At 70.8% G+C, this 26,651-nt stretch carries 19 protein-coding genes and 1 pseudogene; 11 read left to right on the top strand and 9 right to left on the bottom strand.

What is annotated here, in order from left to right:
* The first annotated feature begins 5 nt into the window (after positions 1–5).
* The 4 genes from ACNYS0_RS25025 to ACNYS0_RS25010 all read left to right on the top strand — a co-directional run bounded on the left by ACNYS0_RS25025 (position 6) and on the right by ACNYS0_RS25010 (position 4,733).
* On the top strand, positions 6–1,409 hold the full coding sequence (locus ACNYS0_RS25025) for a carbohydrate ABC transporter permease (RefSeq protein WP_422476716.1): 1,404 nt from the start codon (positions 6–8) through the stop codon (positions 1,407–1,409).
* Complete coding sequence (locus tag ACNYS0_RS25020) at positions 1,406–2,287, top strand: carbohydrate ABC transporter permease (RefSeq protein WP_422476715.1); 882 nt, start codon at positions 1,406–1,408, stop codon at positions 2,285–2,287. Before ACNYS0_RS25025 ends, ACNYS0_RS25020 begins: the two co-directional genes overlap by 4 nt.
* Before the next feature lie 203 nt (positions 2,288–2,490).
* The gene (locus tag ACNYS0_RS25015) at positions 2,491–3,333 is read left to right on the top strand and encodes a class I SAM-dependent methyltransferase (RefSeq protein WP_422476714.1); all 843 of its coding nucleotides are present in this window, start codon (positions 2,491–2,493) and stop codon (positions 3,331–3,333) included.
* 89 nt (positions 3,334–3,422) lie between these two features.
* Positions 3,423–4,733: a hypothetical protein gene (locus ACNYS0_RS25010; protein WP_426883750.1), complete on the top strand. Its 1,311-nt coding sequence runs from the start codon at positions 3,423–3,425 to the stop codon at positions 4,731–4,733.
* Positions 4,734–4,783: 50 nt separating this feature from the next.
* Here the strand turns inward: ACNYS0_RS25010 and ACNYS0_RS25005 are convergent, their stop codons facing one another.
* Entirely contained in the window at positions 4,784–5,197 is a 414-nt protein-coding gene (locus ACNYS0_RS25005) for an organic hydroperoxide resistance protein (RefSeq protein ID WP_385769723.1), read from the bottom strand.
* A gap of 127 nt (positions 5,198–5,324) precedes the next feature.
* Between ACNYS0_RS25005 and ACNYS0_RS25000 the strand changes: the two genes are divergently transcribed.
* Complete coding sequence (locus ACNYS0_RS25000; protein ID WP_422476712.1) at positions 5,325–5,801, top strand: MarR family winged helix-turn-helix transcriptional regulator; 477 nt, start codon at positions 5,325–5,327, stop codon at positions 5,799–5,801.
* Between the two features lie 109 nt (positions 5,802–5,910).
* On the opposite strand, the pseudogene ACNYS0_RS24995 reads toward ACNYS0_RS25000, so the two are convergent.
* Together ACNYS0_RS24995 and ACNYS0_RS24990 are read right to left on the bottom strand one after the other, a co-directional pair.
* A pseudogene (locus ACNYS0_RS24995) lies at positions 5,911–7,104 on the bottom strand (threonine/serine exporter family protein); the annotation flags it as partial.
* Between the two features lie 236 nt (positions 7,105–7,340).
* On the bottom strand, positions 7,341–7,964 hold the full coding sequence (locus tag ACNYS0_RS24990; RefSeq protein WP_422476711.1) for a TetR/AcrR family transcriptional regulator: 624 nt from the start codon (positions 7,962–7,964) through the stop codon (positions 7,341–7,343).
* A 152-nt stretch (positions 7,965–8,116) separates the two neighbouring features.
* Here ACNYS0_RS24990 and ACNYS0_RS24985 point away from each other — a divergent pair, with 152 nt between their 5' ends.
* Both ACNYS0_RS24985 and ACNYS0_RS24980 read left to right on the top strand, forming a co-directional pair.
* On the top strand, positions 8,117–9,037 hold the full coding sequence (locus ACNYS0_RS24985) for an ABC transporter permease (RefSeq protein ID WP_422476710.1): 921 nt from the start codon (positions 8,117–8,119) through the stop codon (positions 9,035–9,037).
* Positions 9,030–9,884, top strand: coding sequence for an ABC transporter ATP-binding protein (locus tag ACNYS0_RS24980; protein ID WP_422476709.1), 855 nt, complete (start codon positions 9,030–9,032; stop codon positions 9,882–9,884). The genes ACNYS0_RS24985 and ACNYS0_RS24980 overlap by 8 nt, the downstream gene beginning before the upstream one ends.
* An 86-nt stretch (positions 9,885–9,970) precedes the next feature.
* Here ACNYS0_RS24980 and ACNYS0_RS24975 read toward each other — a convergent pair whose 3' ends face one another.
* Positions 9,971–14,920, bottom strand: a complete 4,950-nt coding sequence (locus ACNYS0_RS24975) for an NAD-glutamate dehydrogenase (RefSeq protein WP_422476708.1) — start codon at positions 14,918–14,920, stop codon at positions 9,971–9,973.
* A gap of 464 nt (positions 14,921–15,384) precedes the next feature.
* Here ACNYS0_RS24975 and ACNYS0_RS24970 point away from each other — a divergent pair, with 464 nt between their 5' ends.
* Positions 15,385–15,954: a DJ-1/PfpI family protein gene (locus ACNYS0_RS24970; protein ID WP_422476707.1), complete on the top strand. Its 570-nt coding sequence runs from the start codon at positions 15,385–15,387 to the stop codon at positions 15,952–15,954.
* Positions 15,955–16,296: 342 nt separating this feature from the next.
* Here ACNYS0_RS24970 and ACNYS0_RS24965 read toward each other — a convergent pair whose 3' ends face one another.
* The 3 genes from ACNYS0_RS24965 to ACNYS0_RS24955 form a co-directional block, all read right to left on the bottom strand.
* Positions 16,297–18,603: an ATP-binding protein gene (locus ACNYS0_RS24965; RefSeq protein ID WP_422476706.1), complete on the bottom strand. Its 2,307-nt coding sequence runs from the start codon at positions 18,601–18,603 to the stop codon at positions 16,297–16,299.
* 147 nt (positions 18,604–18,750) lie between these two features.
* Entirely contained in the window at positions 18,751–19,452 is a 702-nt protein-coding gene (locus ACNYS0_RS24960; RefSeq protein WP_422476705.1) for an HAD family hydrolase, read from the bottom strand.
* Between the two features lie 31 nt (positions 19,453–19,483).
* Entirely contained in the window at positions 19,484–20,002 is a 519-nt protein-coding gene (locus ACNYS0_RS24955; RefSeq protein ID WP_422476704.1) for a DUF6912 family protein, read from the bottom strand.
* A 269-nt stretch (positions 20,003–20,271) separates the two neighbouring features.
* On the opposite strand from ACNYS0_RS24955, the gene ACNYS0_RS24950 reads away from it, so the two are divergent.
* Positions 20,272–20,730: an Rv3235 family protein gene (locus tag ACNYS0_RS24950; RefSeq protein WP_422476703.1), complete on the top strand. Its 459-nt coding sequence runs from the start codon at positions 20,272–20,274 to the stop codon at positions 20,728–20,730.
* 68 nt (positions 20,731–20,798) lie between these two features.
* On the opposite strand, the gene secA is transcribed toward ACNYS0_RS24950, so the two are convergent.
* On the bottom strand, positions 20,799–23,609 hold the full coding sequence (gene secA, locus ACNYS0_RS24945) for a preprotein translocase subunit SecA (protein WP_422476702.1): 2,811 nt from the start codon (positions 23,607–23,609) through the stop codon (positions 20,799–20,801).
* Between the two features lie 238 nt (positions 23,610–23,847).
* On the opposite strand from secA, the gene ACNYS0_RS24940 reads away from it, so the two are divergent.
* Both ACNYS0_RS24940 and ACNYS0_RS24935 read left to right on the top strand, forming a co-directional pair.
* Positions 23,848–24,420: a GNAT family N-acetyltransferase gene (locus ACNYS0_RS24940; RefSeq protein ID WP_422476701.1), complete on the top strand. Its 573-nt coding sequence runs from the start codon at positions 23,848–23,850 to the stop codon at positions 24,418–24,420.
* A gap of 236 nt (positions 24,421–24,656) precedes the next feature.
* Positions 24,657–25,844 (top strand): winged helix-turn-helix domain-containing protein, encoded by a 1,188-nt coding sequence (locus tag ACNYS0_RS24935; RefSeq protein ID WP_422476700.1) that lies wholly within the window; start codon positions 24,657–24,659, stop codon positions 25,842–25,844.
* Between the two features lie 24 nt (positions 25,845–25,868).
* Here ACNYS0_RS24935 and ACNYS0_RS24930 read toward each other — a convergent pair whose 3' ends face one another.
* The gene (locus ACNYS0_RS24930; RefSeq protein ID WP_385770492.1) at positions 25,869–26,618 is read right to left on the bottom strand and encodes a response regulator; all 750 of its coding nucleotides are present in this window, start codon (positions 26,616–26,618) and stop codon (positions 25,869–25,871) included.
* Positions 26,619–26,651: the final 33 nt, after the last annotated feature.

Below are 26,651 nucleotides of genomic sequence, written 5' to 3'. Positions count from 1 at the left end.
CGGCGATGACCTCCGCCGCAGGCGGCGGCACCCCGGACCCCGGGGCTGCCGCCGCGACGTCACCACGCATCCGTAAGAGCGTGACCGGCACGCGCAGGTCCGTCGCCGCGCTCTTCCTGCTGCCCGCGCTGATCCTGCTCGGCGCCCTCGTCGTGTACCCGATCGGGTACTCGGTCGTCCGCAGCTTCTTCAACGCCTCGGGCGGCTCGTTCATCGGGTTCGACAACTACGAGACGCTGTTCACGCGCGACGACACCAAGGCCGCGATCAACAACAACATCTGGTGGGTGGTGCTCGCCCCGACGGTCGCCACGGCGCTCGGCCTGATCTTCGCCGTGCTCACCGAGCGGATCCGCTGGGCCACCGCGTTCAAGCTGGTCGTCTTCATGCCGATGGCCATCTCGATGCTGGCCGCGGGCATCATCTTCCGGCTCGTCTACGACCAGGACCCGGAGAAGGGCGCGGTGAACGCGGTCATGGTGGGCGTGCACGACACGTTCGCCGATTCCTCCGCGTTCCCGAAGGCGCATCCGCGGGGGCCGGACACGCTCACCGGGAAGAGCGGCGGACCGTTCCTCACCAAGGAACCGGTGAAGGCCGGAACTCCGGTACTGCTCCCGCTGGTCGGCGTGGCCGCCGACCAGATGCCCAAGGGCGCCAAGCCCGCGAAGCAGCCCGCGACAGGGAAGGCCGGGGTCACCGGCACCGTCTGGCAGGACTTCACCCTCGGCAAGGGCGCGGGGGCCCGCGACAAGATCGACCCGACCGAGGTCGGCTATCCCGGCATGCGTGTCGAGGCCGTCAGGAACGGCAAGGTCATCGCCTCCACGACGGCCGACGCCGACGGCACCTTCGCGCTCCCCGCCAAGGCCGACGGCGCCCAACTTCGGCTGCCCGCGGCCAACTTCAAGGAGCCGTACAACGGCGCCGACTGGCTCGGCGACAAGAAGTTCTTCACGGTCCACCTCGGCGGATTCGATCTGTACCTCAACATCGTGACGACCTCGATCATGGTCGCGTACGTATGGATGTGGGCCGGGTTCGCGATGGTGCTCATCGGGGCGGGGCTCGCCGGTATCCCCCGCGAACTCCTCGAAGCCGCCCGCGTGGACGGCGCCTCCGAGTGGCAGGTGTTCCGCCGGGTCACGGTGCCGCTCCTGGCGCCCGTGCTCGCGGTCGTCCTCGTCACGCTGATGATCAACGTACTGAAGATCTTCGACCTGATCTTCATCATCGCGCCCGGAGCCTCGCAGGACGACGCCAACGTGCTGGCCCTCCAGCTGTACCGCTCGGCGTTCAGCGAGGACAACGAGGGGCTGGCCAGCGCGATCGCCGTGCTGCTCCTGCTGCTCGTGATCCCGGTGATGTGGTTCAACATGAGGCGGCTGCGGCGGGAGACGAGGCGATGAGCACGCTCGACGACACCGTGAAGGCCCCGCGCTCGCTCGCGCGCCGGATCGGCGACAAACTCGGCGGCGGATTCGTCCAGTTCGTGCTGCTGCTGGTCGGCGCGCTGTGGCTGGTGCCGACGATCGGCCTGCTGTTCTCCTCGCTGCGCTCTCCGGAGGACATGGCGGACAGCGGCTGGTGGACGGTGTTCAGCAAACCGGCGCAGCTGACCTTCGAGAGCTACAGCAGCCTCCTGGAGAACTCGGACATCACGCGTTCCCTGGTCAACACGGCCCTGATCACGGTGCCCGCGACCCTGCTCGTGATCGTGATCGGCTCGCTGGCCGGCTACGCGTTCGCGTGGATGGAGTTCCCGGGCCGCGACTGGTGGTTCCTGATCGTGGTCGGGCTGCTCGTGGTCCCCGTGCAGGTCGCGCTCGTGCCGATCGCGCGGCTCTTCGGCGACATCGGCATCTTCGGCTCGATCCTCGGCGTGATCCTCTTCCATGTCGGGTTCGGGCTGCCGTTCGCGGTGTTCCTGCTGCGGAACTTCTTCGCGGAGATCCCGCGCGAACTCCTGGAGGCGGCGCGCCTGGACGGCTCGGGCGAGATGCGCCTGTTCCTGCGGGTGGTGATGCCGCTCGGCGCGCCCGCCATCGCCTCGCTCGGCATCTTCCAGTTCCTGTGGGTGTGGAACGACATGCTGGTCGCGCTGATCTTCACGGACACCGACAGCCAGCCGATCACGGTCGCGCTCCAGACCCAGGTGCGGCAGTTCGGCAACAACGTCGATGTGCTCGGCCCCGGCGCGTTCATCTCGATGGTGATCCCGCTGGCCGTGTTCTTCGCGTTCCAGCGCCAGTTCGTGTCCGGAGTGATGGCAGGTGCCGTGAAATAGGGCACGGTGGCGTGTCATATCACCCGGGAGGATAGGAACAAGACACACAACGGGGATTTATGGAGCGAGAGGGCCTCTCGTTCCCTCCCGTCCACCACGAGGACACCCCGGGCACCTACCCAGAGCGGATGGCCTCCCGGACCCCGCGGGCCGAGCGCGTCGCCCGCGGGGCTCGCACCCACGTCATCCGTACTGGAGCTGACATGCAGCACGAGTCCCACACCGCGCCCGCCGAGCTGCCGCGCCCGGCCGCGCTCGACGACGTCAAAGGCTGGTTCCACAACATCGACCAGGTGCTCTTCGACTGGTTCCTGAGCCGGCAGCGCGCGCTCGGCCAGGGCGGGGATCTCCTCGAACTCGGCGTCTATCTGGGCAAGAGCGCCATCTTCATGGGGCAGTACCTGGAGGAGAAGGAGACCTTCACGGTCTGCGACCTGTTCGACTCGCCCGCCGACGACACGGCGAACGACAAGGAGATGAACAAGTCCTACAGCACCCTCACCCGAACCGCCTTCGAGGCCAACTACCGCGCCTTCCATGAGGAGTTGCCCGAGGTGGTGCAGGGCCCCTCGAACGTGATCACGTCCCTGGTCGCCCCCGACAGCTGCCGCTTCGTACATGTCGACGCCTCGCATCTGTACGAGCACGTGCACGGCGACATCGAGGCGTCCCGCGAACTCCTCGGCGAGGACGGCATCGTCGTGCTCGACGACTTCCGTGCCGAGCACTGTCCGGGCGTCGCTGCCGCGACGTGGGGCGCCGTCGCCACGACCGGGCTCAAGCCGCTGTGCATCACGGCGACCAAGTTCTACGGGACGTGGGGCGCGTTCGACCCGGTGCGCACCGAGCTGGGCGCGATGCTCGCCGGCCGCAAGGACTTCTGGCACGGCGCGGAGGAGGTCGCAGGGCACTCGATGATCCGCATCGACGGCCGGAAGGCGAAGCACCCGGCCCAGCCGGTGTCGCGTCACGCGTCGACGGCCTCGGCCATGCCCGCGCAGGCTCCGCGCTCGAAGGGCCTGCTGCGCTCGCTGCTGGGCCGCTGACCTCCTGGCCTTTCGTGGGCCGTCACCCGCACGGCCCACGAAAGGCGGGGCGGGGCGCTCAGGCGGGGCACGCATGCCCCATGCCGTACATGACGACCACCGCGCTCGTGCGCGGAGCGGCGCGCGGCGCGACGGCGCTGCGCGGCGGGCAGTTCTGGCGCCCGACCCCGTTCTTCGTCTTCGGCGGCCTGTGCTGGCTGCTGCTGACGCTCGCGTACTGGTGGGTGCCGATGGCCTACGAGTACGGGCTGCACGCGGCGGTGATCGAACGCCTGAAGGTGAGTCTGCTGCACCCGCGCCACCCGCTGGCCGACCTGCCGGGCGCGGGCAGCCCGTACCTCGTCTCCCCGTACGCGATGGCGGAGGGCCTCTTCGCGCGGGCGACGGGCCTGACGGGCTGGGAGGTCATGAAGCTCGCGGGCCCGGTCAATCTGCTGGTCCTGCTGACGGGCCTGAACCGCCTCGTCCGTACGCTCACGCCCCGTCAATGGGCCCCGGTCCTCGCCCTGTTGACGCTGACGCTGCTGTGGGGAACGAGCACGGACTGGCGGACCGAACCGCTCGCGCCGCGCTCGCTGACGATCGACCTCGGCTACCCGTCGACGTTCGCGATCGGGCTCGCGTTCTGGGTGTGGGCGGGGGCGTGGCGGCTGCGGCGCGAGGGGGCGCGGTGGGCCCTGGCCGGGCTCGCGGCGGCCGGCCTGGTGTGGCTGTGGCCGGACGCGGACCCCGCGACGCCGCACGTCCCGTGGCTCGCGCTCATCGGCCTCCCGCCGCTGTGGCTGCGCCTGCGACGCGACCGCGGGGACCCGCTCGTCCTCCTGTGCGCGGCGGGCGTCGCGGCCCTCGGGTACGCCGCGCTGCTCCACCCCTCCGCGTACGGCGCGGCGATGGTGCTCACGGTGGTGCCGCTCCAGCTCGCCCTGGCCGTCGCGCTGGCGGCGCCCCGACCGTGGACGCGGCAGCGCCGGGCGCTCGGCGGGCTGGCGGCGACGGGTGCGGCGCTCGGCTTCCTGGCCACGGCCCTCGACCCGCCGCCGAGCTGGCCCGACTACACGTGGGCCGCGCGGCACGTCCCGCCCGGCGACGTGGTCCTGACGGACGGCTACCGCGCGGTCCGCTCCCTGCCGGGCCACGGTCCGACGCTGGTCGCGCCCGCCCGCCCGGACCCGGTCGTCGACAGGGCCGACCTGGACCGGCGCCGGGCGGCGGTGCGCGCCTACCTCTCCCCCGCGTCCACCCGCGCCGAGCGGCAGGCGATCGCCGACCGCTACCGCGTGCGCTGGTTGCTGCTCGACCGGGGCGAGCGGCTGCCGCCCGAGGCGGTGCTCGTGGCCTGGGGCCCGCGCACGGGCGAGGCGCTGGCACGGGTCAACGGGGGTTCTTCCAGGCGCACTTGACGCCCGCCAGGCTCCCGCCCGGCTGCTTGCTCGACGGCTTGTTCGACGGCTTATTCGACGACGAGCTGCACGTCGATGTTGCCCCGGGTGGCGTTCGAGTACGGGCACACCTGGTGCGCCTGCTCGACCAGCTTGCGGCCGGTCTCGGCGTCGACCGAGTCGGGCAGCTCGACGCGGAGCACGACGGCGAGCCCGAAGCCCTCGCCCTGCTTGCCGATGGAGACCTCGGCGGTGACGGCGGCGTCGGAGACGTCCACCTTGGCGCCGCGGCCGACGAGCCCGAGCGCGCTGCCGAAGCAGGCCGCGTAACCGGCGGCGAAGAGCTGCTCGGGGTTGGAGCCCTGCCCGTTGCCGCCCATCTCGGTGGGCACGCCGAGCTGGAGGTCGACGACGCCGTCCGAGGAGACGGCGCGCCCGTCGCGGCCGTGGGTGGCGGTGGCGACGGCGGTGTAGATGGCGTCCATGGGAAGGACCTGCCTCTCGGATCCGTGAATCTCTTCGGAGTCTCTTCGTGAGTCTCTCCGTACCCCTCAAATAGAGCACACAATTCAGTTGTGCACAACTGAATCGCGCAACGAGTACCCTGTTCCCATGGCCAGTACCGACGACTACCTGCGGCTCGACCGCCAGATCTGCTTCGCGCTCAACGCGGCGTCGCGCGCCTTCGGCGGCGTCTACCGGACGCTGCTCAAGGACCTGGGCCTCACCTACCCCCAGTACCTGGTCATGCTGGTGCTCTGGGAGGCCACGGAGGACGAGGGCCCGCTCCCGGTCAAGCGCCTCGGCGAACGCCTCCGCCTCGACTCCGGCACGCTCTCCCCGCTCCTCAAGCGCCTGGAGGCGAACGGCCTGGTCCGCCGCGAGCGCAGCGCCACGGACGAGCGCTCGGTGACGGTCGCCCTCACCGACTCCGGCGCGACCCTGAAGGACCGCGCGGCCGAGGTCCCGCGCCGGATCGCCGCAGCGACAGGCTTCGACCTGGACGAGATCGAATCCCTGCGGACCCGCCTCGAACACCTGACGAGCGCACTGGACGAGTGGGCAATTTCAAGCCCCGCCGGCGATTGAGGCGCGGGGGCCGGGGCGGAGCCCCGTGACGCCCACCCCGCCGCGCCGAAACACTTCCCGCCCCCCGGACCCTCCGGACCAGCTGCGCCGCCTCCCCCGCGAGTCCCACCCCCACGGCGATCGCCAACGTCACCCCGGCGGCATGCACAAGCCCCCCGATCCCCGTCATGGTCCGCCCGGAGGCAAGCGCCGCCAACGCCACGTACAGCGCACCGCCCGGCAGCAACGGCGCGATACCGGGGACGACGAGCGGCAGCGCGGACTCCCGCCGCCGCCGGGCCACGGCATGCGCGGCGCACCCGACACCGGCCGCCACCACCGCCGTACCGACGAGCGAGGGCAGCCCCAGGACGGCGAACTCGGCCGCCACCACGAACCCGCCGGTCCCGAGCAGCGCGGCAGGCAGCCAGTCGCGCCGCGGCGTGCGCGCCCGCGCCGCCACGGCCACCGAGAACACCGCGGCGCCCACCGCGGGCGCCCCCAGATACTCGGCCCGCTCGGCCGTCGGCACGACCGGCGCCTCGAACCCGACGAGCCGCCCCACGCCGAGCACGGCGACCACGCCCGTGACCACCGCGGCGAACACCAGGATCGCGTCGAAGAGCCGCCCGAGCGCGGTGAGATAGTGCCCGGTGAGCGCGTCCTGCACGGCGCTGACGAAGGTGACGGTCGGCAGCAGCCCCAGCACCCCGGCGACCACGACGGACTGCACGGTCGCGGGCGGCGCGCTGTGACTGATCGCGACGGCCAGCACGGCGGCCGGCATCGCGGCGACGGCCGACCGGTAGAACGCGGGCACACCGTGCCGCCCCAGCCAGCCGCTCAGCAGCGCCCCGAGCAGCCCCGCGACGAACGCGCACACCGAGGTCAGCGCACCACCGCCGAACGCGATGCCGCCACCGGCCGCCACGAACCCGGTCTGCACGGGCACCCTCCACCGCACCCACCGCCCCCGTTCCGCGGGCGCGTCGAGTATCCGCGCGGTCGCGGCCCGCGCCTCGTCGAGCCCGAGCTGCCCGGCACTGATCCGCTCGACGAGCGCGTGAATGCGCCCCAGCGTCCGGAAGTCGGTGGCGTGCTTGCGGATCACCCGGTTCGCGTGCAGGGGCGTCAGCTCACCGGGCGCGTGCGCGGACAGCGACACGGAGGCGAGCGTGACCCCCGGCTCGCAGTAGCTGAGCCCGTACGTCTCGGCGATCACGAGCATCCCGGCGACCGCCTCCTCGGCGGAGGCCCCGTACGACAGGAGCGCCTCCCCGAGCCGCGTGGCGAGCTCGGCGACGCGCGCGCCGTAGGCCTCCATGTCGGCCCGCCCGTCGTCGTGCAGCAACTCTCCGCCGTAGCCGTAGCTTCTGGTCGGCTCGATGCCGCGCAACCGGGGCAGCGCCTTGGTCAGCCAGGGGTCGGCACGGTCGAAGGTGGCGGCGGGGCGGGTCCTCGAAGGCATACAAATGGAGCGTAACGGACATCACACTTGAACGGCTTAAGAGTTTCGACTCCACCGCGCGACCCCACGCCGCAGCCCCACCCCACAGCCCCTCACAGCGCCTTCAGCGCCGCCGCCGTCGCCACCGACAGGCGCTTCAAGTGGTCCTTCGGGAGCTTGGGTGCCCTGACCACCAGCGTGCGCCAGTACAGCGGGCCCGAGATGAGGTCCAGGGCGAGTTCCTCGTCGAGACCGGAACGCAGCTCACCCCGCTCCACCGCCGCCCGCACGATTCCGCTCGCCACCCCGTGCTGCCCCTCGCGCAGCGCCTTCTGGAGGGCCTCGGCGATCTCCGGGTTGCGGGCCGCCTCCGCCTGGAGGTCCGGGATGATCTGGCCGGCCACGGGGTGGCGCAGCGCGCGCGACGTGACCTCGTAGAGGAGGCGGAGGTCGGCCTCCAGCGAGCCGGTGTCCGGGGCGGGCAGACCCTGCACGGCGATCGCCGAGACCAGGTCGAGGACCAGGTGGAGCTTGGACTTCCAGCGGCGGTAGACGGCCGTCTTGCCGACGCCCGCGCGGCGCGCGATGCCCTCGATGGACATGCGCGCATAGCCGGCCGAGGCCAGCTCCTCGAAGACCGCCGCGCGGATGGCTTCCGTCACGTCCTCGCGCAGGACGGCCGCGCCTGCGGGGGCCCTGCGACGCGTCGGCTTGGAGGAGTCGGCGTTGGTCGTCATATGGCAAAGCATAAGTGCGCGAGGACGAAACGGTTGCGTTCCGACGTCGATCCGCCCTACTCTCACGTCACGACGATACGGACCCGTTCCGACGTGAACGGCGGGTGAACACCGGCCGTCGCCCCCACCCCCTCCGACCGAAAGCAGCGGATGTGAGCCAGGTCCTGGACACTCCTCCCCCGCAGGAGGCACCGCGGTCCACCCCCGAGGATCCGGCGGCCCTCGCCGCCCGGTACGGGCTGAGCGTCAGCGGCGCCCGGCCCTCGCTGCCCGCGTACGTACGCCAGCTGTGGCAGCGCAGGCACTTCATCACGTCTTTCTCGACCGCCAAGCTCACCGCGCAGTACAGCCAGGCGAAGCTCGGGCAGGTCTGGCAGGTGCTGACGCCGCTGCTGAACGCGGCGGTGTACTACCTCATCTTCGGCAAGCTCATGGGGACCAGCCGGGGCGTGCCGGACTACATCCCGTTCCTGGTCACGGGCGTGTTCGTGTGGACGTTCACGCAGTCGTCGGTGATGGCCGGGACCAAGGCGATCTCCGGAAACCTCGGGCTCGTCCGGGCCCTGCACTTCCCGCGGGCCTCGCTTCCGGTCTCGTTCTGCCTCCAGCAGCTCCAGCAGCTGCTGTTCTCGATGTGCGCGCTGGTGGTCATCCTGCTGGCGACGGGCGTGCCGCCGGCGCCGTCCTGGGTGCTCGTGGTGCCCGCGCTCACGCTCCAGTTCGTGTTCAACACCGGGCTCGCGCTGATTATGGCGCGGCTCGGTTCGAAGACCCCGGACCTCGCGCAGCTGATGCCGTTCCTGCTGCGTACGTGGATGTACACGTCCGGCGTGATGTGGAGCCTGACCCGGCTGACGGACGGGCGGGACGTCCCGTCGTTCGTGCGGACGCTGCTCCAGCTCAACCCGGCCGCCGTCTACATCGACCTGATGCGCTTCGCGCTCATCGACAGCTTCACCAAGGATCAGCTGCCGCCGCACATCTGGGCGCTCGCGGCCGGCTGGGCGCTGCTCGCCGGGGTCGGCGGGTTCATCTACTTCTGGAAGGCCGAGGAGACGTACGGTCGTGGCTGACACTCTTTCCGAAACGAACGGCGAACGGGTCCCCACCGTCATCGCCGACGGCGTCGACATCGTCTACCGCGTCAACGGCACGGGCGCGGGCCGCGGCGCCGCGACCGCCGCCCTCAGCCGCATCCTCGGCGGCCGGAAGAAGGCCGAGAAACGGGCGGGCGTGCGGAGGGTGCACGCGGTCAGGAACGTGTCCTTCACCGCCTACCGCGGCGAGGCCATCGGGCTGATCGGGACCAACGGGTCGGGAAAGTCGACCCTGTTGAAGGCGGTGGCCGGTCTCCTCCCGACCGAGAACGGGGCGATCTACACCAACGGCCAGCCCTCCCTGCTCGGCGTCAACGCGGCCCTCATGAACGACCTCACCGGCGAGCGCAACGTACGGCTCGGCGGGCTCGCGATGGGCATGTCCCGCGAGCAGGTGCGGGACCGCTACGACGAGATCGTCGACTTCTCCGGGATCAACGAGAAGGGCGACTTCGTGACGCTGCCGATGCGGACCTACTCGTCCGGCATGGCGGCGCGGCTGCGGTTCTCGATCGCCGTCGCGAAGGAGCACGACGTGCTCTTGATCGACGAGGCCCTTGCCACCGGCGACCGGTCCTTCCAGAAGCGGTCCGAGCAGCGCATCAAGGAGCTGCGCCGGCGCGCGGGCACCGTGTTCCTCGTCAGCCACAGCAACAAGTCCATCCGCGACACCTGCGACCGGGTGCTGTGGCTGGAACGCGGCGAGCTGCGGATGGACGGGCCGACCGAGGACGTCCTCAAGGAGTACGAGGCGTTCACCAACGCCTCGGGCCCGGCGAAGCCCAAGCCGAAGCCCAAACCGAAGGCGCCCGTCGCCGTGTAGGCCTTCTCCGTACGAAGATCTCTGTACGCGAACGGGGGCGCCCCGAGCCGATGTTCCGGCTCGGGGCGCCCCCGTTCGCGTATCCGCTACGAGTGCGTACGCAGCAGCGTGCGCATCGTGCGCATGGCGACCGAGAGGTTCGCCAGGTCGAACGAGTCCGAGCCCTGGATCTCCTCCAGGGTCGAGCGCGCCCGGCCCAGGATCGCGGCGTTCTTCTCCTCCCACGCCTTGAACCGCTGCTCCGGCGTCGAGGTCCCGTTGCCCGCCGCCAGTACGTCGGCGGTGAGCGCGGCGTGTGCCGCGTACAGGTCCTCGCGGATGGAGGCGCGGGCCATCGACTGCCAGCGGTCGGACCGCGGCAGTTCGATGATGCGGTCCATGAGCTGGGTGATGGAGAGCCGGTCGGCGAGGTCGTAGTAGATCTCGGCGACGGACAGCGCGTCCTTGCCCGTGCGGTCGGCGATCTGCACGATGTCGAGCGTCGGGAACGCGGACGAGAATCCGGCGACCCGCGCCGCCAGCTCCTCCGGAACACCGGCACCGGTCAGCTCGTCGAGGATGCCCTGGTACCACTCGGCGTCGGCGCCGCGCAGCATCTTCGGCAGCTCGGCCCAGACCTTGGTGACGTCCTCCTGGAAGAACTCGATGGTCTCGGCGAGCTGGAGCGGCTGCGGGCGGTTGTTGAGCAGCCACCGCGTGCCGCGCTCGACGAGACGCCGCGAGTGCAGCCGGATCCGGGTCTGGACGTCGGCGGCGACGACATTGTCGAGCGCCTCGACCGCGTCCCACACCTCGCTGAGGCCGAAGATCTCGCGCGCGGCGAGCTGCGCCCGCACGATCTCCTCCAGGGACGCGCCCGTCTCCTCGCGCAGGCGGTGCAGGAACGTCGAACCGCCCGTGTTCACCGTGTCGTTGACGAGGACCGTCGTGATGATCTCGCGGCGCAGCGCGTGCCCGTCGATCGCCTCGCCGTACTTCTCCCGCAGCGGCTGCGGGAAGTAGGCGTGCAGCAGGCGGCGCAGGTACGCGTCGTCCGGGAGCGAGGTCTGGATCAGCTCGTCGGCGGCCGTGATCTTCGTGTACGCGAAGAGGACGGCGAGCTCCGGCTGGCTCAGGCCGCGGCCGGAGTTGAGGAGTTCGCGGATCTGCCGGTCGTTCGGCAGGAACTCCAGGCCCCGGTCCAGGTGGCCCTGCTTGCCCAGGCGGCGCATGAACCGCTGGTGGGCGTGGAGCAGGGACGGCGCCTGGGCGCAGGAGTTGGCCAGCGCCGTGTTCTGCGCGTAGTTGTTGCGCAGCACCAGGTGGCCGACCTCGTCCGTCATGGCGGCGAGCAGCTTGTTGCGCTGCTTGACCGTCATGTCGCCGTCGGAGACCAGACCGTTGAGCAGGATCTTGATGTTCACCTCGACGTCCGAGGTGTTGACGCCCGCGCTGTTGTCGATGGCGTCGGTGTTCACGCGGCCGCCGCTGCGGGCGAACTCGATGCGGCCCAGCTGGGTCGCGCCGAGGTTGCCGCCCTCGCCGATGACCTTGGCGCGCACGTCCTGGCCGTCGACGCGGATCGGGTCGTTGGCCTTGTCGCCGACGTCCGCGTTGGACTCGACCGACGACTTGACGTACGTGCCGATGCCGCCGTTCCACAGCAGGTCGACCGGCGCCTGGAGGATGGCCTTCATCAGCTCGGCCGGGGTCATCTTCGCCTGGCCGGACTCGATGCCGAGGGCCTCGCGGATGTGGGCGTTGAGCTGGATCGACTTGGCGGAGCGCGGGAAGATGCCGCCGCCCGCCGAGATCAGCTCCTTGTTGTAGTCCGCCCACGAGGAGCGCGGCAGCTCGAACATCCGGCGGCGCTCGGCGTAGCCGGTGGCCGCGTCCGGCTTCGGGTCGATGAAGATGTGCCGGTGGTCGAAGGCGGCGACCAGGCGGATGTGCTCGGAGAGCAGCATGCCGTTGCCGAACACGTCACCGGACATGTCGCCGACGCCGACGACCGTGAAGTCCTCGGACTGGGTGTCGACGCCCAGCTCCCGGAAGTGCCGCTTGACGGACTCCCAGGCGCCGCGGGCGGTGATGCCCATGCCCTTGTGGTCGTAGCCGGCCGAGCCGCCGGAGGCGAAGGCGTCGCCGAGCCAGAAGTTGTACGACTCGGCGACCTGGTTGGCGATGTCCGAGAACGACGCCGTGCCCTTGTCGGCCGCGACCACGAGGTACGTGTCGTCCCCGTCGTGCCGCACGACGTCGGCGGGCGGTACGACCTCGCCGCCGACCAGGTTGTCGGTGATGTCGAGCAGCGCCGAGATGAACGTCTTGTAGCTCGCGATGCCCTCGGCCATCCAGGCGTCGCGGTCCACCGACGGGTCGGGCAGCTGCTTGGCGACGAAGCCGCCCTTGGCGCCGACCGGCACGATGACGGTGTTCTTCACCATCTGCGCCTTCACCAGGCCGAGGATCTCCGTACGGAAGTCCTCGCGCCGGTCCGACCAGCGCAGGCCACCGCGGGCGACCTTGCCGAAGCGCAGGTGCACGCCCTCGACACGCGGCGAGTACACCCAGATCTCGTAGGCGGGCCGCGGCTCGGGCAGGTCGGGGATGGCCTGCGGGTCGAGCTTCATGGAGACGTACGCGTGCGGCTTGCCGCCCTGCGCCTCCTGGAAGAAGTTCGTGCGCAGGGTCGCCTTGATGACCGTGAGGAAGGACCGCAGGATCCGGTCCTCGTCGAGGGACGCGACCTGGTCCAGAGCCCCGTCGACCTCTTCGAGCAGCCCGTCGATCAGCTCGGTCCCGGCGCGCTGCCGGTCCGGCGACATCCGCGCCTCGAACAGCGACACCAGCAGGCGCGTGGTGTGCACGTTCGTCCGGAGGGTGTCCTCCATGTAGTCCTGCGAGAACGTGGAGCCCGCCTGGCGCAGGTACTTGGCGTACGCGCGAAGGACCATCGCCTGACGCCAGTTCAGACCGGCGCCCAGGACGAGGGAGTTGAAGCCGTCGTTCTCGGCGAGCCCGGTCCAGGTGGCGGCAAAGGCCTCCTGGAAGCGCTCGCGGCCGTCGGCCCCGAGGTCGTCGCCGTTGCCGTTCGCCGGCTTCGGCATGCGCAGGCCGAAGTCGTAGATCCACGCGGTCTTGCGGTCGCTGCACCGCAGCTCGTACGGGCGCTCGTCGGTGACCTCGACGCCCAGGCGCTGGAGCACCGGCAGGACGGCGGACAGGGAGACGGGCGCGCCGATCCGGTAGATCTTGAAGCGGCGCTCGCCGGGGGCCGCGCCCACCGGCTCGTACAGGGAGAGCTCGAAGTCCTTGTTCTCCTGCGTGAGCTGTTCGAGGTGGACCAGGTCGGCCACGGCGGCGCGCGGCGAGTGGTCGGCCTTGAAGCCCTCGGGGAAGGCCTGGCCGTAGCGGCGCAGCAGCTCGGCGGCGCGCTCCTCGCCGCACTCGGCGTTCAGCGCCTCCCCGAAGCCGTCGGCCCAGGAGCGGGCGGCCTCGACGAGGCGGGCCTCGATGCGGTCCTTGTCGGCGTCGGAGAGCTCCGGCAGCTCGGTGCCCTGCGGGACGCGGACGACGAAGTGCAGCCGGGAGAGGATCGACTCGGTGTTCCAGGCGGTGAAGTCGACGCTGGTGCCGCCGAGCTCCTCCTTGAGGATGTCGATGATCCGCAGCCGGACACCCGTGGTGTAACGGTCGCGCGGCAGGTAGACGAGGGCCGAGTAGTAGCGGCCGTACTCGTCCTGGCGCAGGTAGAGGCGCAGCCGGCGCCGCTCCTGGAGGTACAGGACGGACGTCACGATGGAGCGCAGCTCGTCGGCGGGCGTCTGGAACAGCTCGTCGCGCGGGTACGTCTCCATGATCTGCATCAGGTCACGGCCGTCGTGGCTGTTGGGCGTGAAGCCCGCGCCCTTGAGGACCTCTTGGACCTTGCGGCGGATGACCGGGACGCGGCGCACGGACTCGGTGTACGCGGCCGAGGAGAACAGCCCGAGAAAGCGGCGCTCGCCGACGACATTGCCCTCGGCGTCGAACTTCTTCACGCCGACGTAGTCGAGGTAGCTCGGCCGGTGCACGGTGGCGCGGCTGTTGGCCTTGGTGAGGACCAGCAGGCGGTGCTCGCGGGCCTTGGCGCGGGCGTCGGCCGGGAGCCGGTTGAAGGACGGGGACACCGGGTGGTGCTCGTCGCGCTCGTGGTGCGGGTCGGAGCGCAGGATGCCGAGGCCGGTGCCGGGCACGGCGGCCAGGGAGTCGTCCTCGGAGAGGTCGTACTCGCGGTACCCGAGGAACGTGAAGTGGTCGGCGGCCAGCCAGCGAAGCAGCTCGCGGGCCTCCTCGACCTCCTGGTCGGGCAGGTCGCCCGCGGTCGGCTCGCTCGGCAGCTCCTCGGCGATGCGCAGCGCCGAGTCCCGCATCTTCTCCCAGTCCTCGACGCACTCCCGTACGTCGGACAGGACGCGCAGCAGGTCGGAGGTGATCTGCTTGAGGTCGGCGCGGTCGGTCTCGCGGTCCATCTCCACGTGGATCCACGACTCGGTGAGCACGTCGTGGCCCTCGGCGGACGTGCCGGCCGGAAGTACCTCGAGGAGCTTGCCGGTGACATCGCGCCGGACGGTGATCTGGGGGTGGATGACGACGTGGATGCCGCGCCCCTGCCGGGACAGCTCGTTGGTGACGGAGTCCACCAGGAACGGCATGTCGTCCGTGACGACCTCGACGACGGAGTGGCTGCACGTCCAGCCGTTCTCCTCCACGGTCGGCGTGTGCACCTTCACGTTCGCCGTGCCCTGCGGGCGGTTCTCCGCGAGGCGGTAGTGCGAGTGCGCCGCCCCGAAGACGTCGACCGGGTCGCGGTCGCTCAGGTCCTCCGGTGCGGTGTGCAGGTAGTAGCGCTGGAGGAACGGGAGCACGCCGTCGGTGTTGGTGGTGGTCCCGGCGGCCCGCGTGCCCTTGCCCGTCGTCCCGGTCGGTAGGTTCCCCCCTACCGGGCTGTTCTCAGCTACCCGGGCGGCCCTGGTGAGCAGCTCGGCTTTGGCTTCGTCCAGCTTGGTCTGCATTGTCCTCTGGCTCCTGTCGCGCGCCGTTGCGAGACGTAGATGTGGCGTAGATGAATCGCTCGGCACAACGTCCCGACGCGGGGTGTCCGGTCTGAGACGACGTTATGCCCGGATGAGAGATGGGTGGACGACAATGCGCCGTTTTCAACGAAGAGGCCATCCGCCCGAAATGATCAGCGGCTGAGCGCCGGGCACGACCGCTGCTGTGGCAGGTCGTGATCTCCCGGCGCGGGCAGGGGGCGACGATGCCCCCGCGAGATATCGCGCTGATCACGGGACCAGGCTATCGCTCCCCGAGGGGGCAACGTCATGAGCCGCTTGTGTACAAAACAGGGGGGCGAACTTTGACACTCTGCACAGAACCCCTGAAGCCCTTGCGTAGTACGGGCTCTTGCCAGCGGAGCGGCGCGGCGACACGTTGGGCGCACGACACGGCGGATCCCGGCGAGGGGAGCGTGTGACCAATGGCACCCAAAATCCTGATCGTCACCGGCGACGCGGCGGAGTCGCTGGAAGTCCTCTACCCGTACCAGCGGCTGCGCGAGGAGGGGTACGAGGTCGACATCGCGGCGCCGACCCGCAAGAAGCTCCGGTTCGTGGTGCACGACTTCGAGCCCGGCTTCGACACGTACACGGAGAAGCCCGGCTACACCTGGCCCGCCGACCTGGCCTTCTCCGAAGTCGATCCGGGCCAGTACGCCGCATTGGTGATTCCCGGCGGCCGGGCGCCCGAGTACCTGCGCGGGGACGCCGAGCTCCGCAAGATCATCAAGTCCTTCTTCGACACCGACAGGCCCGTCGCGCAGATCTGCCACGGGCCGCTCCTGACGGCGGCGGTGGACGCGCTGCGGGGGCGGCGCGTCACGGCGTACCCGGCGCTCGAGACGGACATGCAGGCGGCAGGCGCCACGTTCCAGGACGCGGAGGCCGTCGTCGACGGCACCCTCGTCTCCTCCCGCGCCTGGCCGGACCACTCCCAGTGGATGCGGGAGTTCCTGACGGTGCTGCGGGCGAAGGCGCCGGCCGGGGGCTGACACCCCGGCGGGGAAAGAAATGCGGTGGCTGCCCCGCCGACGAGGGCAGCCACCGAAACGCGCCGTGCCCCGGACGCAGCGACGAGGGGCCGATGCCACGACAGCCGTGGGGAGTTGACCATTGCCGTCCGGCACCCCGCCGCGCCGTTCCTCCAGAGCACGCGACACATGTACATCCTGTCCGTTCCCGAAACCCCCCGGCATCGGTATCGGAAGGGAGCCGTATACGCATCTGTGCAGCGGGCACGGGATCCGTATACCTAGCGTGGGGATCACCAAGCCCCGCCGGCGATTGAGGCGCGGGGTCCGGGGCAGAGCCCCGCGACGTTCACCCCGGCGGGGCTACGCGCGACCCGGCTGCCTGCCCGGCTCACCGACGGAGGCGATCTGCGCGATCTCCGTCCGGGACCCCACCCCCAGCTTCGCCAGGATGTGCTCCACATGCGCATCCGCCGTCCGCTTCGAAATCACGAGCCGCTCCGCGATCTCCCGGTTGGACATCCCCTCCGCCACCAGCGCCGCGACCTCCCGCTCCCGCCGGGTGAGCGCATCGACCCCCGCCCCGCGCGCGGTCGGCACGGACGCCACCGGCGGCGCGTCGGCCCCGGACCGTACGGCATCGAGCACCTGCGCCCCCGACAGCCGCGCCCCGACGCCCCACCAGCGCCCGAACTCCTCCTCGCCCAGGGCCAGCAGCACGGCCCCGCGCACGGACTCCTGCTCCTCGAAGAGGGACGGCAGCATCCCCACCGGGTCGCCGCCCCCGAGCCGCCGCGCGTTCTCCGCGTACCCGAGCAGCCACGCCGCCCGCACATACCGCTCGTCGTGCGCGGCGGACCAGGCGAGCCCGAGGCAGCACAGCGCGGCGACCAGCACCTCGTCGATCTCCGCCGCGGCCTCCAGGCCCCGGCACAGCGCGGCGACGGCGTCCTTCCGCTCCCCGGCGAGCCAGAGGATGACGCCCTGCACCATCAGCGTGGACCCGAACAGCTGCCGCTCCCCCGTGCCCTCCAGGTGGGCGAGTCCCGTGCGGCACAGGTCGAGCGCGCCGTCCGTGTCCCCGAGCACGCCGAGCAGCAGCGCCGCTTCGTAGTGGATGACCCCGGTGCCGAGGCCGTCCTCGCGCGCGAGGATCCGCTGCCGCGCGTCCTCCATGGCGTCGAGCCCCTCGGGTTCCCCGCACAGCGCGCCGAGGCCGCCCAGATACGCGTCGCAGAACAGCTCCACCCGGTCGTTGCCCGAGCGGCGCGCGATGTCGATAGCCTGGTGGAAGAGTTCGAGCGCGCCCGGCAGATCTCCCTGCCACACGGAGAACAGGGCGGTCATGAACCGCCCCCACGCCTGCTCCTGCCCCACCTCGTCGAGGAGGGCGAGCCCCTTCTCGATCCAGTACCGCCCCTCGGAGAGCTGGCCGACCGCCCGCCAGTACGGGCCGAGCTGCGATGCGAACCAGACGCCGGAGGCCACCGTGTCGGGGCTCTTGTACGCGTAGTCGAGCGCGGCCCTGACATCGGCCCGCGCCGCGCGCAGCACCCGGTAGTGGCCGACCTGCTCGGACGTCAGGAAGCCGTCCCAGTACCGCTGCCCGAGCTCCCGGTGGTACGCGGAGTGCCGCTGCCGCACGGCCTCCGCCTGCCCCGCCTCCTCCAGCCATTCGGCGCCGTACTCGCGGATCGTGTCGAGCATCCGGTACCGGCCGCCGTTCTCCCCGATGCGCTGCACGACGGACTTGTCGACGAGCCCGATGAGCTGCTCCATGACGTCACCGCTCGTCAGCTCGCCGCCCGCGCCCACGACTTCGGCGGCGGCCGGCTCGAAGGAGCCCGCGAAGACGGAGAGCCGCGCCCACAGCAGCCGCTCCCCGGGCGTGCACAGTTCGTGCGACCAGCCGATGGCCGTACGCAGCGTCTGGTGCCGGGTCAGCGCGGTGCGCCGCCCGCCCGTGAGCACCTCGAAGCGCTGCCCGAGCCGCTGCACCAGATGTTCGAGGGGCACCGCCCGCAGCCGCACCGCCGCCAGTTCGATGGCGAGCGGGATCCCGTCGAGGCGGCGGGCGAGCGCCGCGAGCTGCTCCCGGTTCGCCTCGTCCACGGCGAAGGACGGCACCACGGCGGACGCCCGCTGCACGAACAGTTCAAGGGCGTCGTCCGGGGTGAGCGGCGCGATGGCGCAGCAGCGCTCACCCGGCACGTCGAGCGGCTGCCTGCTGGTGGCGAGCACGCTGACGCCCGCCGTCTCCCGCAGCAGCACGTCGGTGAGCATGGCGCAGGCGTCGACGAGATGCTCGCAGGTGTCGAGCACGATGAGCAGCCGCCGCCCCTGAAGGTGCGCGACGACCGCGTCGAGCGGCTCCATGCCCGCCTGCTCCGGCAGTTCGAGCACGGCGGCCAGGGTGGCGGGGATCAGCTCGGGGTCGCGCAGCGCGCTCAGCTCGACGAGCCACACCCCGTCGGGGAACCGCCCGGCGAGCCCGGCCGCGGCCCGCATCGCCGTACGGCTCTTGCCGACGCCGCCGGGCCCCACCAGGGTGACGAGACGGGCGCGCTCGAACCCGGCCCGCACCTCCGCCAGTTCGGCCGTTCTGCCGACGAACGTGGTGACTTCCACGGGGAGTTGACCGCCCCGCCGCTGACCGAATCCGAAACCCATGACTCTCGCCCCCGTCGTATCGCCGCGCCACTGGCTCCAGCACAGCGTACGCAGCCGACAGCGGAGGGTGAACTGAGTCGATGCAAAAGGCTGCGGATACGGGTCGGTTCAGCGGTTCCGGTTGACGTCTTGGGGTGGGCGCGGGGCTCAGGCCGCCGCGGCCATCCGCTCGGCCTCGCGCACCGCGTCCGCCAGGGTGTCGACGACGGGCGCCCCCACCCCTTCGAGGCTGGCCCTGCTGTGCGAGCCTCCGGTGTAGAGGACGGCCTGCGCGCCCGCGGCGATGGCGGCCACCGCGTCGTCGGCCGCGTCCCCGATGACGACGGTCCGCTCCGGGGCCACGCCGTCGAGGACTCCCAGATGGCGCACCATGTGCTCGGCCTTGCTGCCGCCGGAGGGCCCCGTCCGCCCGTCGACGCGCACGAACCGCTCGGCGATCCCCAACCGGTGCACCAGCGGCACGAGATCCTCGTGCCCGGCCATGCTGAGGATGGACTGGCTGCGCCCGGAGTCCTGCCAGCCGGCGAGCAGCAGTTCGACGCCCTCGGTGAGCCCGCAGTCCACCGCGTAGCGCGCGTAGTGCTGATGGAACGCGCCGTCCATCGCCGCCCACTCCGCTTCGGTGGGCAGCCGGCCCATCAGCCGCTCGTAGAACTTGGGGATGGGTATGCAGTAGAGCTCGCGGTACTTCTCCAGCGTGATCGGTTCGAGCCCGACCGCGGCGAAGGCCGCGTTGCTGGCGCGGATGACGGCCTCGTTGTCGTGGAACAGCGTGCCGTTCCAGTCCCAGACGATGTGTGTGTCCGTACCCGCGTGCGTGTTCGTGTGCGTCCCGAAGTGCTTCCCCATGAAAGGAAACTACCCACCTGGCGGCGGTCCGTCAGTGGCCGCCCTCACCCAGGAGGCCCGGGATCTCCTGCGTGGCGAACCACAGCAGGTCGTGGTCCTCGGCGCCGTCCACGACGAACTGCGCGTCGTCGTCGCCCCGGTCGGCCGCGGCGAGCGCCTCGGCGGCGGCCCTGACATCGGCGTCCGCGTCGCCCGAGTCGACGTGCACGGCGGCGGCCTTCGCCAGCGGCACCGTCTCGCGCACCGTCAGCTCGCCGAGCGCGCCCTGCTCGCCCCCGCGGTCCGGGTCGGCGACGACGGCCCGGTCCGGCACGTCCACGGCGACGACCACCCGGCGGCGCGCGGCTCCGGGGTCGGCGGCGACGAGCCGCAGCGAGGCGAGCGCGGCACGGCCCAGGGCCGCGTACTCCAGCTCCTCGATGTCCTCCGACAGGTACCACTCGCGCAGCGCGGGCGTCACGGCGAAGGCGGTGACGGGCGCGGGCCCGATCTCGCCGGCCTTGTACGCCTCTGCGAGTCGAGGCAGGGACAGAGGTACGTACACGCGCATGGTCCGGCTGCTTTCTGCTCTGCGTCGGGGGCTTCAGGATACGTGGGGGCGTCCCCCTTCGGGCCGCGGCCCGGGCCCGCCCGGGCGTCAACGCCCGCCCTCGGCCGACCTCCGTACGCCCCCGGGGTTCCGGCCCGCGCACCGGCCCGCTCACCCTGATAGGCGAACCCGTCGCCGTGCCCCGGCGCCGCCCGCCGGCCCTTGCCGCCGCGCCCCCGGCCTCGTACAAGATCCCCACGAGGAGTTACCGGCCGGTATGGGGAGGCGTCATGCAGAAGGTCATGAACAGGCGGGGGCCGCGGGGGAACAGCCGGCCGCCGGGCCGCCACGACAGCCGCCGCCCCGCCGCGGGGCCGCGGCGCGTCCCGCCGCGGGTGCCGCCGCACCCCACCGAGCTGTTCACCCAGCGCCTGCTCCTGGTGCTCAGCGGCGATCGGCCCCTGCACTGGTTCGCCCGGCACGCCGCGCACCAGGCCTTCGACGACCTGCTGTGGCTGGTGGAACGCCGCGCCCTGACGCCCGGCCCGGGGCCCCGCCCGACCGTGCACGGCATCGGCCACTTCGAACCCGCGCCCGGCAGCTTCGAGGTGTTCGCCCGCATCGCGGTCGGCCCCCGGCTGCACGCCCTGGCCTTCCGGCTCGCCCTGGGCGAGGACCAGCGGTGGCGCTGCACGGCGGTGGAACTGGGCGGCCGGCCGCCACGCGACACCCTGGACGCCGACGGGTGACGCGGGCCCGCCCCGGAACGCGCGGAGGGGCCGGACACCCCGTGTCCGGCCCCTCCGCGTACCTCACGTCACTTCTTGCGACGGCGGCCCTTCTGCTGCTTGCGCCGCTCGGCGCGGGTCAGCCCATCCGCCGAGGACCGGGTGGGCCCGCCCTCGGTCACGAAGTCGCCCTCGTCGACACCGCCCTCGGCGTTCGGCGCCTGGAAGTGCAGGCGGTCGGGGCGCTGCGGGGAGTCCAGGCCCTTGGCCCGGATCTCCGGACGGCCACCGGCCTGCGCGGGCACCGCGTCCTGCTTCTCCAGGTTCGCGGCCGGCGCCTTGTCCTCGACCGGGACCTCCTCGACCTGCTGCTCGACCTGGACCTCCAGGTTGAACAGGTAGCCGACGGACTCCTCCTTGATGCCCTCCATCATGGCGGTGAACATGTCGAAGCCCTCGCGCTGGTACTCGACCAGCGGGTCCTTCTGCGCCATGGCGCGCAGGCCGATGCCCTCCTGGAGGTAGTCCATCTCGTAGAGGTGCTCGCGCCACTTGCGGTCGAGCACGGACAGCACCACCCGGCGCTCCAGCTCACGCATGATCTCGGAGCCGAGCTGCTCCTCGCGCGCCTCGTACTGCGCGTGGATGTCGTCCTTGACGGCCTCGCCGATGAACTCGGCGGTGAGACCGGCGCGGTCCCCGACCTCGTCCTCCAGCTCCTCCACGGTGACCTTGATCGGGTAGAGCTGCTTGAACGCGCCCCACAGCCGGTCGAGGTCCCACTCCTCGGCGAAGCCCTCGGCGGTCTCGGCACCGATGTAGGCGTCGATCGTGTCGTTCATGAAGTGCTGCACCTGCTCGTGCAGGTCCTCGCCCTCCAGGACGCGGCGCCGCTCGCCGTAGATGACCTCGCGCTGGCGGTTGAGCACCTCGTCGTACTTCAGGACGTTCTTGCGCGTCTCGAAGTTCTGCTGCTCGACCTGCGACTGGGCGGAGGCGATGGCGCGGGTCACCATCTTGTTCTCGATCGGGACGTCGTCCGGCACGTTGGCCATCGACATCACGCGCTCGACCATCTGCGCCTTGAAGAGCCGCATCAGGTCGTCACCGAGCGACAGGTAGAAGCGGGACTCGCCGGGGTCGCCCTGACGGCCACTGCGACCGCGCAGCTGGTTGTCGATACGCCGCGACTCGTGCCGCTCCGTACCGAGGACGTAGAGCCCGCCGAGTTCCTTGACCTCTTCGAACTCGGCCTTGACGGCCTGCTCGGCCTTCTCCAGGGCGGCGGGCAGCCGGGCCGCCCACTCCTCGACGTGCTCGACGGGGTCGAGGCCCGCCTGGCGCAGCTCGGCCTCCGCGAGGTCGTCCGGGTTGCCGCCGAGCTTGATGTCGGTACCACGACCGGCCATGTTCGTCGCGACGGTGACGGCGCCCTTGCGGCCGGCCTGGGCGACGATCGTCGCCTCACGGTCGTGCTGCTTCGCGTTCAGCACTTCGTGCTGAACCCCGCGCTTGGAGAGCTGCTGCGACAGGTACTCGGACTTCTCGACGGAGGTCGTACCGACGAGGATCGGCTGGCCCTTGGCGTGCTTCTCGGCGATGTCGTCGACCACCGCGTCGAACTTGGCCACCTCGGTGCGGTAGATCAGGTCGGCCTGGTCCGCACGGATCATCGGCTTGTTCGTCGGGATCGGGACGACGCCGAGCTTGTAGATCTGGTGGAACTCTGCGGCCTCGGTCATCGCCGTACCGGTCATGCCGGAGAGCTTGTCGTAGAGCCGGAAGAAGTTCTGGAGGGTGATCGTGGCGAGGGTCTGGTTCTCATCCTTGATGTCGACCCCTTCCTTCGCCTCGATCGCCTGGTGCATGCCCTCGTTGTAGCGGCGGCCGGCGAGGATACGGCCGGTGTGCTCGTCGACGATCATGACTTCGCCGTCGATGACGACGTAGTCCTTGTCCTTCTTGAAGAGTTCCTTGGCCTTGATGGCGTTGTTCAGGTAACCCACGAGCGGCGTGTTGACCGACTCGTAGAGGTTGTCGATACCCAGCCAGTCCTCGACCTTGGCGACACCCGGCTCGTGGATGGCCACGGTGCGCTTCTTCTCGTCGACCTCGTAGTCGCCGGTCTCCTCGATGCCCTTCAGCGTGTTGCCCGCCTCGCCCTTCTTGAGGCGCGTCACGAGCTTGGCGAAGTCGCCGTACCACTTCGTGGCCTGGTCGGCGGGGCCGGAGATGATCAGCGGCGTACGGGCCTCGTCGACGAGGATGGAGTCGACCTCGTCGACCACCGCGAAGTTGTGGCCGCGCTGGACGAGCTCGTCCTGGGACCACGCCATGTTGTCGCGGAGGTAGTCGAAGCCGAACTCGTTGTTCGTGCCGTACGTGATGTCGCAGTTGTACATCTCACGGCGCTGCGCCGGGTTCATGTTCGCGAGGATGCAGCCGACGCTGAGGCCGAGGAACTTGTGGACGCGGCCCATCATCTCGGAGTCGCGCTCGGCCAGGTAGTCGTTCACCGTGATCAGGTGGACGCCCTTGCCGGACAGCGCGTTCAGATACGTCGGCAGCGTGCCGACCAGGGTCTTGCCCTCACCGGTCTTCATCTCCGCCACGTAGCCGAGGTGCAGCGCGGCGCCGCCCATCAGCTGCACGTCGTAGGGGCGCTGGCCCAGCACGCGGCGGGCGGCCTCACGGACGGTGGCGAAGGCCTCGGGCAGGAGGTCGTCGAGGGTCTCGCCGTCCTCCAACCGCTGCTTGTACTCGTCCGTGAGTGCGCGCAGCTCGGCGTCGGAGAGACTCTCGAAGTCCTCTTCGATGGAGTTGACCTGGTCCGCGATGCGGTGCAGCTTGCGCAGGATCTTGCCTTCGCCTGCACGCATGAGCTTCTGGAGGACGGACACGGGGGTTGGTCTCCTTGCCGGTCGGGCCTGGCACGGTCGGTTTTCTCTAAAACGTCTAGGTATTACTGGGCACTACTGGAAATTGCAAAGGACTACTGGAGCAACGGCCATCGTATGCGAGGACCCCACCGTGCCGGGAGGTCTGCCATCAGGTCCAACGCGCGGGCCGCCGCGAAGGTGCCGGTACTGGCCATGAAAAGTCATGGCGCCCTCGCCGCGTGCCGAGCAGAATCGGTCGATGGACCCCGTGACGCTGACCACCGACCGCCTGCAGCTGCGCACGTTCGTGCCCGCCGACATCGACGAGGTGTACGCCGCGGCCCAGGATCCCGACATCCAGCGCTGGACCACGATCCCCTCGCCGTACGCGCGCGTGGACGCGGAGTACTTCATCAACCGTGTCGTGGTTGACGGCTGGCGTGGTGACACCGAGTACACGTTCGCGCTGCGCACGGAGGACCGCGGTCCGGTGGTGGGGGCGGTCGCGCTGCACCACCCGCGCGCGGGCGGCTGGGAGATCGGCTTCTGGACGGCCAAGCGGTTCCGCGGCCACGGCTATATGACGGAGGCCGTCCTGGGCGTGGCCCGCTGGGCCTTCACCGACCTCTCCTGTACGCGCCTGGAGTGGCGCGCGGAGGTCGGCAACGTGGGCTCCCTCACGGTGGCGGAACGCGCGGGCTTCACCCTGGAGGCCACCCTCCGCGCCGCCATGCCGAACAAGGGCACCCTGCGCGACTGCTGGCTGGCCTCCCTCCTCCCCACAGACCTGGGCCTCCCCACCCCTCTCCCGTACCTCCCAACCCCAAGCTGACGAACGAACCACCTTCTTCCTCGACCACCCTCTCCCCACCACACCCCGCCTGCCCGCCCGCCCACAGCCGGTGCCGCGCACCCTTCACGGCGGCCCCGGCCACGCCACAGCAAAGAACCCCGCCGCCGCGCACACGAAACTCGACGCCCACCCCGACACGGCCCACGAACCCCGGCGCAGACCACACAACGCCCAGCCCCGCCCCGTTGTCAGACCCGCCCTCTATCGTTCCGGCCATGACGACCTCGCCGCGTCCCGCCGCCACCTTGTCCGCCGACGAAGCCCGCCGCATCGCCCTCCGCGCCCAGGGCTTCGTCGGCGCCCCCGACCGCCGGTCCGGCGTACGCGGCGTCCTGCGCCACCTCGGCGCGGTCCAGCTCGACACGATCTCCGTACTCGCCCGCTCGCACGAGCTGATCCCCTACGCCCGCCTGGGCACGGTCCCCCGCACCAAGGTCGAATCGGCGTACTGGACCCCGGGCACGGCCCCGTCCCCCACCCCCCACGCCTTCGAATACTGGTCGCACGCCGCCTGCGTCCTCCCCATCGAGGAGTGGCCGCACTTCGCCTTCCGCCGCCGCGCCTACCGCGCCCGCCCCCACTGGCACCACCACCTCCCCGACGGCGCGTACGAACAGGTGATCAAGCAACTCCGCGCGGAGGGCCCCCTCACCGCCACGGAACTGGGCGGCGCGAAGAACAAGGGCGAGTGGTGGGACTGGTCCGAGTCGAAGATCGCCGTCGAGCGCGCGCTGATGTACGGCGAGGTGGTCTGCGTGGAGCGCCGCGGCTGGAAGCGGGTCTACGACCTGGCGGAGCGCGCGATCCCGTCGGACCTCCTGCACGACGACCTCGACGACACCGAGTGCGTACGCCGCCTGGTCCGGCAGGCCGGCGAGGCCCTCGGCGTCGGCACCCGCTCGGACATCGCGGACTACCACCGCCTGAAGAGCGAACAGTTCGACGCGGTGATCGAGGACACCGGCCTCGTCCCGGTCACGGTGGAGGGCTGGGGCGGCAAGCCGGCCTGGGCCGACCCCGCGGCCCTTGAGTCGGCGCCCCGCGGCCGCCACCGCACGACGCTCCTGTCGCCCTTCGACTCCCTGATCTGGGAGCGGGCCCGTACGGAGCGGATCTTCGGCTTCACGCACCGCCTGGAGGCATACGTCCCCAAGCCGAAGCGGATCCACGGCTACTTCGCGATGCCGGTGCTGTCCGGCGGCCACCTGGTGGGCCGCGTCGACCCCGCGCGCGCGGGCACCACCCTGGTCGCCAAGCAGGTCTCCCTGGACGGCCCGAAGGCCGTACCGGCGGTGGCGGCGGCGCTCCTCGAAGCGGCGGGCTGGGTCGGCTGCGACAGCGTGCGAGTGGAGCACATGGAGTCGGCCCCACTGAAGAAGTCCCTGATCGAGGCCCTGCGCTAGCAGCCCCGGCGCCGGGGCCCGCCCCTACCGGATCTCCAGAATCTTCTCCCGCATCGCGTACACCACCGCCTCCATCCTGGAGTGCAGCTGCAACTTCTCCAGGATGTTGCGCACATGGTTCTTCACGGTGTTCTCGGAGATGAACAACTCCTTGGCGATGTCCCGGTTGTTCATGCCCGTCGCCACCAGCTTGAGCACCTCGAGCTCCCGGTCGGTCAGCCGGGGCGCGGGCACGAGCCGGCGCTCGTCCGTGCGCTGGATCATCGACTTGAACTCGGTGAGCAGCTTCGACGCCATGGACGGACTGATCTGCGACTGCCCGTCGGCCACGGCGCGGATGGCCGTGGCCACCTCGTCGGTCGAGATCTCCTTCAGCAGATATCCCGTCGCGCCCGCCTTGATCGCGTCGTAGAGATCCGCTTCCTCATCGCTGATGGTCAGCATGATGATCTTGGCGCTGGGCGCCACCTCCTTGATGGAGGTGCACGCCTCGATGCCGCCTCTCTTGGGCATCCGCACGTCCATGAGGATGATGTCCGGCAGCAGATCGGCCGCCTTGTCCACGGCCTCCGCCCCGTCGCCCGCCTCACCGACGACCTGGATGTCCTCCTCGGCCTTGAGGACGATCTCAAGGCCGCGCCGGAACAGGGCATGGTCGTCCACCACGAGCACCCGGATGGGCTCCTCGCGCGAGGACGCGTCCGGCCCCATGTCGGCGCCGTCCTCGCCGGCACCGGCGTCCTCGCCCCGCATCAGTCCGAAGCTGTCCGCCATCGTTCCTCCCCCTGAAGGCCGCGGCCCGTCTTC

The organism is Streptomyces anthophorae, from assembly GCF_049310305.1.
Lineage (GTDB): Bacteria > Actinomycetota > Actinomycetes > Streptomycetales > Streptomycetaceae > Streptomyces.
This window is presented reverse-complemented; position numbering and strand designations above follow the sequence as displayed.

Bases quoted from the DNA above. Each gene is read 5' to 3' on its own strand.
- ACNYS0_RS25025 (WP_422476716.1), top strand. From the start codon at position 6: ATGACCTCCGCCGCAGGCGGCGGCACCCCGGACCCCGGGGCTGCCGCC.
- ACNYS0_RS24970 (WP_422476707.1), top strand. From the start codon at position 15,385: ATGGCACCCAAAATCCTGATCGTCACCGGCGACGCGGCGGAGTCGCTG.
- ACNYS0_RS24965 (WP_422476706.1), bottom strand. From the start codon at position 18,603: ATGGGTTTCGGATTCGGTCAGCGGCGGGGCGGTCAACTCCCCGTGGAA.
- ACNYS0_RS25000 (WP_422476712.1), top strand. From the start codon at position 5,325: ATGGCCAGTACCGACGACTACCTGCGGCTCGACCGCCAGATCTGCTTC.
- ACNYS0_RS25010 (WP_426883750.1), top strand. From the start codon at position 3,423: ATGACGACCACCGCGCTCGTGCGCGGAGCGGCGCGCGGCGCGACGGCG.
- ACNYS0_RS24950 (WP_422476703.1), top strand. From the start codon at position 20,272: ATGCAGAAGGTCATGAACAGGCGGGGGCCGCGGGGGAACAGCCGGCCG.
- ACNYS0_RS24930 (WP_385770492.1), bottom strand. From the start codon at position 26,618: ATGGCGGACAGCTTCGGACTGATGCGGGGCGAGGACGCCGGTGCCGGC.
- ACNYS0_RS24960 (WP_422476705.1), bottom strand. From the start codon at position 19,452: ATGGGGAAGCACTTCGGGACGCACACGAACACGCACGCGGGTACGGAC.
- ACNYS0_RS24975 (WP_422476708.1), bottom strand. From the start codon at position 14,920: ATGCAGACCAAGCTGGACGAAGCCAAAGCCGAGCTGCTCACCAGGGCC.
- ACNYS0_RS24990 (WP_422476711.1), bottom strand. From the start codon at position 7,964: ATGACGACCAACGCCGACTCCTCCAAGCCGACGCGTCGCAGGGCCCCC.
- ACNYS0_RS24955 (WP_422476704.1), bottom strand. From the start codon at position 20,002: ATGCGCGTGTACGTACCTCTGTCCCTGCCTCGACTCGCAGAGGCGTAC.
- ACNYS0_RS25015 (WP_422476714.1), top strand. From the start codon at position 2,491: ATGCAGCACGAGTCCCACACCGCGCCCGCCGAGCTGCCGCGCCCGGCC.
- ACNYS0_RS25005 (WP_385769723.1), bottom strand. From the start codon at position 5,197: ATGGACGCCATCTACACCGCCGTCGCCACCGCCACCCACGGCCGCGAC.
- ACNYS0_RS25020 (WP_422476715.1), top strand. From the start codon at position 1,406: ATGAGCACGCTCGACGACACCGTGAAGGCCCCGCGCTCGCTCGCGCGC.
- ACNYS0_RS24940 (WP_422476701.1), top strand. From the start codon at position 23,848: ATGGACCCCGTGACGCTGACCACCGACCGCCTGCAGCTGCGCACGTTC.
- ACNYS0_RS24935 (WP_422476700.1), top strand. From the start codon at position 24,657: ATGACGACCTCGCCGCGTCCCGCCGCCACCTTGTCCGCCGACGAAGCC.